This is a genomic window from Kitasatospora sp. NPDC059747 (assembly GCF_042732955.1).
GTDB lineage: Bacteria > Actinomycetota > Actinomycetes > Streptomycetales > Streptomycetaceae > Kitasatospora.
Map to the genome: position 1 here is coordinate 8,539 of NZ_JBHWGV010000157.1, position 9,461 is coordinate 17,999.

General features: G+C 73.9%; 8 protein-coding genes. 6 read left to right on the forward strand and 2 right to left on the reverse strand.

From position 1 onward, the window contains the following. Positions 1–107: 107 nt before the first annotated feature. Complete coding sequence (locus tag ACFV4G_RS39205; RefSeq protein ID WP_380447631.1) at positions 108–830, reverse strand: response regulator transcription factor; 723 nt, start codon at positions 828–830, stop codon at positions 108–110. Positions 831–1,472: 642 nt separating this feature from the next. Here ACFV4G_RS39205 and ACFV4G_RS39210 point away from each other — a divergent pair. Continuing rightward, the gene (locus ACFV4G_RS39210) at positions 1,473–2,708 is read left to right on the forward strand and encodes a glycosyltransferase (protein ID WP_380447633.1); all 1,236 of its coding nucleotides are present in this window, start codon (positions 1,473–1,475) and stop codon (positions 2,706–2,708) included. Positions 2,709–2,713: 5 nt separating this feature from the next. Here ACFV4G_RS39210 and ACFV4G_RS39215 read toward each other — a convergent pair whose 3' ends face one another. Further along, a complete protein-coding gene (locus tag ACFV4G_RS39215) occupies positions 2,714–3,412 on the reverse strand; it encodes a DUF3152 domain-containing protein (RefSeq protein WP_380447635.1) in 699 nt (232 codons plus the stop codon). Positions 3,413–3,552: 140 nt separating this feature from the next. On the opposite strand from ACFV4G_RS39215, the gene ACFV4G_RS39220 reads away from it, so the two are divergent. From ACFV4G_RS39220 to ACFV4G_RS39240, 5 genes are all read left to right on the forward strand, one after another. Continuing rightward, entirely contained in the window at positions 3,553–4,269 is a 717-nt protein-coding gene (locus ACFV4G_RS39220) for a rhomboid-like protein (RefSeq protein WP_380447637.1), read from the forward strand. 72 nt (positions 4,270–4,341) lie between these two features. Beyond that, the gene (locus ACFV4G_RS39225) at positions 4,342–5,439 is read left to right on the forward strand and encodes a PP2C family protein-serine/threonine phosphatase (RefSeq protein ID WP_380447639.1); all 1,098 of its coding nucleotides are present in this window, start codon (positions 4,342–4,344) and stop codon (positions 5,437–5,439) included. A 16-nt stretch (positions 5,440–5,455) separates the two neighbouring features. Continuing rightward, complete coding sequence (locus tag ACFV4G_RS39230; protein ID WP_380447641.1) at positions 5,456–6,316, forward strand: NAD-dependent protein deacetylase; 861 nt, start codon at positions 5,456–5,458, stop codon at positions 6,314–6,316. 222 nt (positions 6,317–6,538) lie between these two features. Then, a complete protein-coding gene (locus ACFV4G_RS39235) occupies positions 6,539–7,960 on the forward strand; it encodes a family 2B encapsulin nanocompartment shell protein (protein ID WP_380447643.1) in 1,422 nt (473 codons plus the stop codon). Then, positions 7,947–9,368: a SufS family cysteine desulfurase gene (locus ACFV4G_RS39240; RefSeq protein ID WP_380447645.1), complete on the forward strand. Its 1,422-nt coding sequence runs from the start codon at positions 7,947–7,949 to the stop codon at positions 9,366–9,368. The genes ACFV4G_RS39235 and ACFV4G_RS39240 overlap by 14 nt, the downstream gene beginning before the upstream one ends. Positions 9,369–9,461: the final 93 nt, after the last annotated feature.

Here is a 9,461-nt window from a genome sequence, read left to right on the forward strand (position 1 = left end):
CCCCGCGGGGGGGCCGGGGGGGGCGGCACCCCGGCCCCCGGCCGTGCTGCCCCCCCCGCCGCCCCCGCGCCCGGGGGGGGGGCCCGGGGGGCCCGCGCCCCGCCGGATCAGCCCGCCTCGGCGTCGGGCCGGGCGCGGCTCGTGCAGACGTGGCCCATCCGGAAGCCGACGCCGCGCACCGTGACGATCCAGCCGCTGTGGCCCAACTTGCCGCGCAGCGAGCTGACATGGGTGTCGAGCGTGCGGCTGGCCCGCGGGCCGAGCGCGTGGGCGGAGGTATCGTCCCAGATCTCGCTCATCAGGCGGCGGCGCGAGACCACCGTGCCGGGGTGCCGGGCCAGGTAGTGCAGCAGGTCGAACTCCTTGCGCGTGAGCTGCACCGCCCGCCCGCGCAGGCGCACCTCGCGGGTGGCGCCGTCGATGGAGACGTCGCCGATCGTCAGCACCCGCACCGGGACGGACGGCACGCCGAGGACCCGGCGGACGCGGCGCATGATCGCCTCGATCCGGGCGAGCAACTCGTGGAACTCGTACGGCTTGTCGAGGCAGTCGTCCGCACCGGCCCGGAGGCCGCGGATCCGGCCCAGGTCGGCCGTCCGGTCGGTGAAGGCGACGATGGGGGTGTCGCTGATGGTGCGGATGCGCCGGCAGACCTCCAGGCCGTCGAGGTCGGGGAGCTCCATGTTGAGCAGCATGATGTCCGTGTCGTCGCAGGACTCCAGTGCCGCTGCGCCGCTGGGGGCGGTCGCGACCTCGTAGCCGTGCTGCTCCAGTCTGACCGCGAGCGCTCGGGAGACGCTTTCCTGGCCTTCCACGATGAGCACCTGCATGATGCCTTCCAGGTTCGGTGGCGCGGGTGGGTCGGTCTTCCGCGGTGGGTGGGGGCGGGACCGGTGGGGCCGGTCCCGGGCGTGACCGGCCGGACGACCGCCGGGACGGTCGTCGAAGCGGTCGTCGAAGCGGTCGTCGAATTCGCCGGGAACGAGGTGGGGGAGAGCCCGGGGAGTTTCAGCCCGTGAGCGGGCAGGCGTGTGCGCAGGGACGTCCGGTCCGTGGCGGCCCCGCGCGCGACACCTGTCGACGTGTCCAGTCCACGATTCCCCCGTTTCGTGCACTCATCACTTGCGTGGGGGCGTTCCCGATCACGCCGAGCGGCCGGTGCCAATTCGGTACGGATCGTGGGATATTGCTACGCCCCGCAACCATCCTCCCCTTGCCCTGCCGCTGATGACAACACCCTTGTTGCCGGTGTCACATCAGGGGGGTGCCGGTCGGCCGTGAGGACCTGCTTTTCGGTCAGCCTTGAGGAGAATCGGGTGACTTGAGTCGGCGTCAGGGAGGTGTGCCCACTCCCTGCCACTCTCAACTTATAGCGCACCGGGGGTCTTGCGGCAAGGCCCCCACTGTCCCGCAGAATCACCACCTCAAGATCTCAACGAGGTCTCAACCTGCGGAAACGGGGAGTCACGACGATGCGAGTGGTGCTGTCGACGTACGGGTCGCGCGGAGACGTCGAGCCGATGGCGGCGCTGGCCGTGCGGCTGCGCGAACGCGGCGCGGAGGTGCGGGTGTGCGCGCCGCCGGACGAGGAGTTCGCCAAGCGGCTGGCCGACGTCGGTGTGGAGCTGGTGCCGGCCGGTCCGTCGGTGCGGGAGTTGGTGACGGGTGTGCGGCCGATCGCGGGGAGCATCCAGGAGCGCGCCGCGCGGTTGACCGCCGGCTACTTCGAGGCGGTGTCCGCGGCGGCCGGGGACGCCGACGCGGTGGTGGCGACGGGCCTGTTCCCGACCGTGGCCGGGGCGCGGTCGGCGGCCGAGAAGCTGGGCGTCCACTTCGCCTACGTGGCGCTGCAGCCGACCATGCTGCCGTCCCCGCACCACCGGCCGTACACGTATCCCGGGCATCCGTTCCCCGAGGACGTCACCGACAACCGGGTGCTGTGGGAGCTGCACGTCGGCGTCATGAACGAGGTGTTCGGCGGGGTGGTCAACGAGCACCGGGCGACGGTGGGCCTGCCCCGGGTGGACGACGTGCGCACCCACGTCAACACCGACCGTCCGTGGCTGGCGACGGACCCGGTGCTCGGGCCCTGGGAGCGGCCGGCCGGCGTCGACCCCGTGCAGAGCGGCGCGTGGATCCTGCCGGACGACCGCCCGCTCCCGGCGGACCTGGTGGCGTTCCTGGAGGCCGGCGAGGCCCCGGTGTACGTGGGATTCGGCAGCATGCCGATGGGGCAGTCGAAGGAGACGATCGCCGAGGACGTCGTCGACGCGGGCCGCGCACAGGGCCGCCGGATCGTCGTCGCGCGCGGCTGGGCGGACCTGGCCCCGATCGACGGCGCCGACGACTGCTTCGTCGTCGGCGAGGTGAACCAGCAGGCGCTGTTCCCGAGGGTCGCCGCGGTCGTGCACCACGGGGGCGCGGGCACCACGACGGCCGCCGCGCGCGCCGGGACGCCGCAGGTGCTGGTGCCGCAGGTGGTCGACCAGCCGTACTGGGCCGCCCGCGTGGCCGCCCTGGGCATCGGCGTGGCGCACGACGGTCCGGTGCCGACCGCGGCTTCCCTGTCCGCCGCGCTCGGGACGGCCCTCGGCCCGGAGCTGCGCGCCCGGGCCGCCGCTGTCGCGGGCACGGTCCGCGCGGACGGTGCCGCGGTGGCGGCGGAGCACCTGGTGGAACTGGTGGGCGCGGGGCGCCGGCCCGTGTGAACCGCTTACGGCGCCGGCGAGGCCGTGGACGCCGGGACGGGCGGGCCGGTCAGCAGGGTGCCGGCCTCGGAGTAGGGCCAGCCGTTCGGCACGCAGCCGTGCATGCCCTTGATCTGCTGCATCATCACCGGTGCGGGAGCGCCCGCGCCGGGGCAGTCGACGTGCCCGTTCCCGAGGATGTGGCCTACCTCGTGGTTGACCGCGAGCGCGTGGTAGAGCTCGGGGCGCCCGGTGTAGAACTGCGTGAGGTCGGTCCAGCGCTTGGCGTTGATGACGACCTGCTTGCCGGCCGCGCAGTTCACCGTGCCGCCGGTGTCCAGTCCGTACTGGCCGCAGATCCGGTCGGTGGACTTCGGGGTGGCCAGGTACACCGTGAAGTCCACCGGGTCGGCGGCCACCCGCTGGAAGGACACGGCGCCGCCGGCCGCCCAGCCCTGCCGGACGTTGCCGAGGACGGCGTCCACGTCGGCCGCGAACTGCTCGGGGCGCTGCGGCAGCCCGTTCTCCACCCGCACCTTGTACCGGTACAGGTGCTCGCCGGTGCCGGCGCGGTCGGTGCCGCCGGTGGCCGTGGTGAACGCGAGCTGCTTCGGCTCGTGGTGCCACGGCTGCCACCAGAGCAGCCCGCCGGTGAGCGCGGCGGCCACCGCGAGGGCGAGCAGGCCGGTGCGTATTCGGCCGGGGGTCGGACGGATGGCTGCCATGGGTGCGATCTCCTGAACGGGGGGCTTACGGAGAGGACGACGCTCCCCGCAGTGCTTCCGGTTCACCCGGACGGCCCTGTCCTGTCGCCGGGGTGTGATGGGCTTGGGCGAGGCTTGGGCGAACGGAGAGAGGATCCTCGATGAGCCACGCCCGCGTGCCGGGCCGCACCTCCGTGCTGGCCCGGGCCGTCTGGTCGTACGTCCGGAGCGCGCCGGGCACCTTCGTCTGGCTGGCGATCCTGCTCGGCACCACCTTCGTGATCGACCGGGTGAGCCCGAGGGTGGCCCACCACATCCTGGAGAAGCGCTCGACCAACCTGCACCACCTGGAGGTCGCGCCGCTGAAGGTGCTGTTCAGCAGCGCCCTGTGGATCGAGGGCGGCGGCTGGTGGTTCTACTTCGTGCTCTACAACGTCTTCCACGTGCCCGCCGAGCGGTGGCTCGGCACGGTGCGCTGGCTCGCGGTCGTCCTGATCGCGCACATCGGTGCGACGTACATCAGCGAGGGCGCGCTGTACTGGGCGATCAGCCGGGGCCTCGCCCCGCACCGGGCCGTCTACACGCTCGACGTCGGCGTGAGCTACGCCCTCGCGGGCGTCGTCGCCGTGCTCACGTACGCCCTCGTCCGCCCGTGGCGGTACGTGTACGCGGCGGGTGTGGTCGTGTTCTACGGCTACGGCCTGCTGCAGAACCGCGACTTCACCAGCGCGGGCCACTTCACCGCCGTCCTCATCGGCCTCGCCTGCTACCCGTTCACCCGGGGGCGGCCCGCCGCCTTCGACCCGGTCGCGGCGGCGCGCACCGCCTGGCAGTGGGTCCGCGGGCATGGGCGCCCCAGCCGGTCCCGGAGCTTCTAGGGCGTGTCTTTCGCCCTAGGATCGGAAGCGAGACCGCCCCCGCGAGCGGAGCCAGGAAGGCGGGTGGCGCCGATGACACCGAGGGACGGCCCGTGGCCGCGCTACCTGCGCGTGCTGCCGTGGCTGCTGGTCGCCGGCGGCCTGCTGTGGAACGCCATCGACACGACGAACTACTGGGGCGACCCGATGGTGGCCGCCGCGGCCGTCCTGGCGGGCGCGCTGCTCCCGCTGCGGGACACGCTCGCCGTCGGCGCCGCCAACGTGGTGGGCATCGTCGCGCTGTCCTTCCGCGACGGCACGGTCGGCACCGAGGGCGGCTACCTGGAGCTCACCAACACCGTGTTCGCCGCGCTGCTGGGCGTCTGGATCAACCGCGTCGTCGCCCGCCACGGGCGGCGGCTGGCCACGGTGCGCAGCGTCGCCGAGGCCGCCCAGCTGGCCGTCCTGCCCGCGCCGCCGGACCGGGCGGGGGAGCTGACGGTGGCCGCCTGCTACCGGGCAGCCCAGACGGAGGCGCTGATCGGCGGCGACGCGTACGCCGTCCAGGAGACTCCGTACGGCGTGCGGCTGATGATCGCGGACGTGCGGGGCAAGGGCCTGCCGGCGGTGGCGACGGTGTCGGTGCTGCTCGGGGCGTTCCGGGAGAACGCCTCGCGCGCCTCGGACCTGGTCGCGCTCGCGGACGCCCTGGAGCAGTCGCTGGCCCGCGAGAGCGAGCACCGCGACGAGGAGGTGCGGACGGAGGGGTTCAGCACGGCGCTGCTCGCGGAGTTCCCGGGCGGCCGGGACGCCGTGCACGTCCTGAGCTGCGGCCACCCCGGGCCGTACCTGCTGGGCGGCCCGGGCGGGGCGGCCGGCCCGGGCGGCGTGCGGCGCCTGGACGCGGCCGACCCCGGCCTGCCGCTCGGCATGGGCGCGCTGGGCCCGGACCGCTCGGCGCCGGACCGGTGGCCGTTCCCGGCCGGGCACACGCTGCTCCTGGTCACGGACGGCGTCACCGAGGCCCGGGACGGCGCCGGGCGGTTCTACGACCCGGTGAGGGGCCTCGCCCCGCTGGGTCCGTTCGCCGGGCCGGGGGAGGTGCTGGACGCCCTGGGGCGCGACGTGGCGGCCTGGACGGGCGGCCCGCGGGACGACGACATGGCCGTCCTCGCCGTCACTCGTCCATGAGTTCTACTCTTGCCCCGTGAGTGCGCACGCGACGCTCGACGACGCCACGGCGGCCGACCTCGAAGGCCTGGAGACGCTGGTCCGGCTGCTGGCCGGGCGGGGCGTCGTGGTGCTCAGCGGCGCGGGGCTGTCGACGGAGTCCGGCATCCCCGACTACCGGGGCGCCACCGGCAGCCGGCGCCGCCGCGCGCCGATGACGTACCAGGAGTTCACCGCCGGCGAGGAGGCCCGCCGCCGGTACTGGGCGCGCAGCCACACCGGCTGGCGCACGATCGCGGCGGCCGAGCCCAACGCCGGGCACCGGGCGGTGGAGCGGCTGCGCCGCTCGGGCCACGTGGCGGCAGTGATCACGCAGAACGTCGACGGCCTGCACCGCGCCGCCGGCACCCGGGCGGCCGTCGAACTGCACGGCGGACTGCACCGGGTGGTGTGCCTGGAGTGCGGGCGCACCAGCGCGCGCGAGGAGCTGGACGGGCGGCTGGAGGAGCTGAACCCGGGCTTCCGCGCGGCGGGGGCGGAGGTCCGCCCGGACGGCGACGCCGAGCTGCCGCAGGAGCTGGTCGACGCGTTCCGGGTCGCCCCCTGCGGGGCGTGCGGCGGGGTCCTCAAACCGGACGTCGTGTTCTTCGGCGAGAGCGTGCCGAAGCCCCGGGTGGAGCGCTGCTTCGGGCTGGTCGACGCCGGGCAGGCGCTGGTCGTGCTCGGGTCGTCCCTCACCGTGATGTCGGGCCTGCGCTTCGTGCGGCACGCGGCCCGCGCGGGCACCCCGGTGGCGATCGTCAACCAGGGGCGGACCCGTGGCGACGACCTGGCCGCGGCCCGGATCGACCTGCCGCTGGGTGCCGTGCTGACCGAGGCCGCGCACCGGGTGGGCTGACGTCGGCCCCGTTTTACTGCGCTGTTCAAAGCCCTGCTTGGGAACACATCCGGGGCGCTTATGGCCAAACTCACTCGTTCGAGTGAGTTTGGCGGGGCTCGGTAGCCCTGCGTACTGGTGCGTCCACAGATCGGTGAACCTAAACGTCCTCACACGAACCCGGATCGGCCGCAACAATCTGACGCATCGTCGGATCAGCCGATTTACGGGAGGGGACCACACGTGACCACCGAGGCCGTCCAGCAGAGCCAGCAGAGTCAGCAGAGCCTCAGTACCTCCGCCGCCCGGAACCTCGCCACCACCACCAAGACCGTGCCGCAGATGCTCGGGATCACCCCGCGCTACCTGCTGCGCGCGCTGCCCTGGGTGGACCTGGAGGCCGGGGTCTTCCGCGTCAACCGCCGCCGCGGCTTCATCCTCGGCGACGGGCTGATCAGCACCTACGTCGACGGCGCCGGCGCCAACCAGGTCGTCGCCGAGGACCTGCGCGAACTGGCCTTCCTCAGCCAGGTGGACAGCCCGCTGCTCGCCGCGCTCGCCAGCGCCTTCGTCGAGCGCGAGGTGGCGCCCGGCGAGCTCATCGTCGAGGCCGGCGCCCCCGCCGACCAGCTGCACATCATCGCGTTCGGCCGCGCCGAGAAGCGCGCCACCAACGAGTACGGCGCGGACGCCCTGTTGGCCGTTCTCGGCGAGGGCGACTTCTTCGACGGCGCCGAGTGGGCCAACGGCACCGACACGACGTACCGGGTCAAGGCCGTGAGCGCGTGCACCGTGCTCTCCGTCGAACGCCGCACGCTCGTCGAACTCGCCGACCGCGAGCCCTCGTTGCGGGCGCAGCTCGACGAGTTCGCCGCCGCCTCCGTGCGGCCGTCGACCGACCGCGAGCACCCGATCGACCTCCAGTCGGGCCACGCCGGCGAGCCGTACCTGCCCGAGACCTTCGTGGACTACGAGGACAGCCCGCGCGAGTACGAGCTCAGCATCGCGCAGACCGTCCTGCGGGTGCACACCCGCGTCGCGGACGTCTACAACTCCGGCATCGACCAGGTCCAGGCCCAGTTGCGGCTGACCGTCGAGGCGCTGCGCGAGCGCCAGGAGTGGGAGATGCTCAACAACGCCGAGTACGGCCTGCTCAACAACGTCGCCGCGAGCCAGCGCGTGCGCACCCGCAAGGGCGCGCCGACCCCGGACGACATGGACGAGCTGCTCACCCGGGTCTGGAAGCAGCCGGCGTTCTTCCTCGCCCACCCGCGCGCCATCGCCGCGTTCGGCCGCGAGTGCACCCGGCGCGGGGTGCCGCCGCAGATCGTCGAGCTGTTCGGCAGCCCGTTCCTCACCTGGCGCGGCGTGCCGCTGCTGCCCTCCGACAAGCTCGACCTCAAGGGCTCGGCGAACTCGGCGCCCGGCACCACCAACATCCTGCTGATGCGCGTCGGCGAGGACCGCCAGGGCGTCGTCGGCCTGCGCCCGGCGAAGGTGCCGGACGAGGTCGAGCCGGGCCTCGCGGTGCGGGCGATGGGCGTCGACCGGCAGGCCATCACCTCGTACCTGGTGACCAGTTACTTCTCCACCGCCGCCCTGGTGGACGACGCGGTCGCCGTGCTCCAGAACGTCGAGGTGTCCAACTACCATGACTACTCCTGACGGGTTCGGGCGCGGCTCCGGGATCCACGGAGTGGCCCAACGGCCGCCGTACGGGACCGACATGACCGCGATCCCGTTCTACTGGCTGCCGCCCCAGGCGGCCCCTTCGGCCCCGCAGGCCCCGTCGGCGCCGCAGGCCACGTCGGCCCCGCAGGCCCCGCAGGCCACGTCGGCGCCCGCCGCGCCCGCCGGCGGGTTCGACGTCGAGGCCGTCCGCCGCGACTTCCCGCAGCTGCACCGGGAGGTGAACGGCCACCCGCTCGTCTGGCTGGACAACGGGGCCACCACCCTCAAGCCCCGCCAGGTCGTCGAGGCCGTCGGCGAGCACTACGCGACGAGCACCTCCAACGTCCACCGCGGCGCCCACACCCTCGCCAAACAGGCCACCCAGGTCTACGAGGAGGGCCGCGCCGAGGCCGCCCGACTGCTCGGCACCCCGGACCCGGACGAGATCGTCTTCGTCCGCGGCACCACCGAGGCCGTCAACCTCGTGGCGCAGAGCTGGGGCCGGGCCAACCTCGGCGTCGGCGACGAGATCCTCGTCTCCGCCGCCGAACACCACTCCAACCTCGTGCCCTGGCAGCTGATCGCCAAGGAGCGGCGGGCCCGGGTCGTGCCGATCCCGCTGCTCCCCGACGGGCAGCTCGACCAGGACGCCTACCGGGACCTGCTCGGCTACCGCACCAAGCTGGTCGCGCTCACCCACGCGTCCAACGTGCTGGGCACCGTCCCGCCGGTGGCCGAGATGACGGCGCTCGCCCACCGGTACGGTGCCCGGGTGCTGGTCGACGGTGCCCAGGCGGTCAGCCACTTCCCGGTCGACGTCAAGGCGTTGGACGCCGACTTCTACGCCTTCTCCGGGCACAAGATCTTCGCCCCGACCGGCATCGGCGTCCTGTACGGCAAGCGCGACGTGCTGGAGGCCATGCCCCCGTGGCAGGGCGGCGGCAACATGATCGACTCGGTCTCCTTCGACGAGACGACCTACGCCCCCGTCCCGCACCGCCTGGAGGCCGGCACCGGCCACATCGCCGGCGTCGCCGGCCTGGGGGCCGCGCTGCGCTACCTGTCCGGCCTCGACCGCCAGGCGGCCACCGCGCACGAGGAACAGCTCACCGCGTACGCCATGGCGGCCCTGGCCACCGTGCCCGGGCTCCGGCTGATCGGCAACGCGCCCGGGAAGATCGGCGTGCTGACCTTCCTGCTCGCCGGCGTCGACCCGATGGCCGTCGCCGCCCGGCTCGACCAGCAGGGCATCGCCGTCCGCGCCGGCCACCACTGCGCCCAGCCCGCCCTCGCCGCCTACGGCGTCCAGAGCGCGGTCCGCGCGTCGCTGGCCCTCTACAACACCGTCCAGGACGTGGACAGCCTGATCAGCGCCCTTCAGGGCGTCCAGGCCACCTCCTGACCCGCGGACCGGGGGGGCGCGCCCCCCCCGGGGGGGGGGGCCCCGCCGCGCGGCCCCCCCCCGCCGCCCCCCCCCCACACCCCCCCCCCCCCC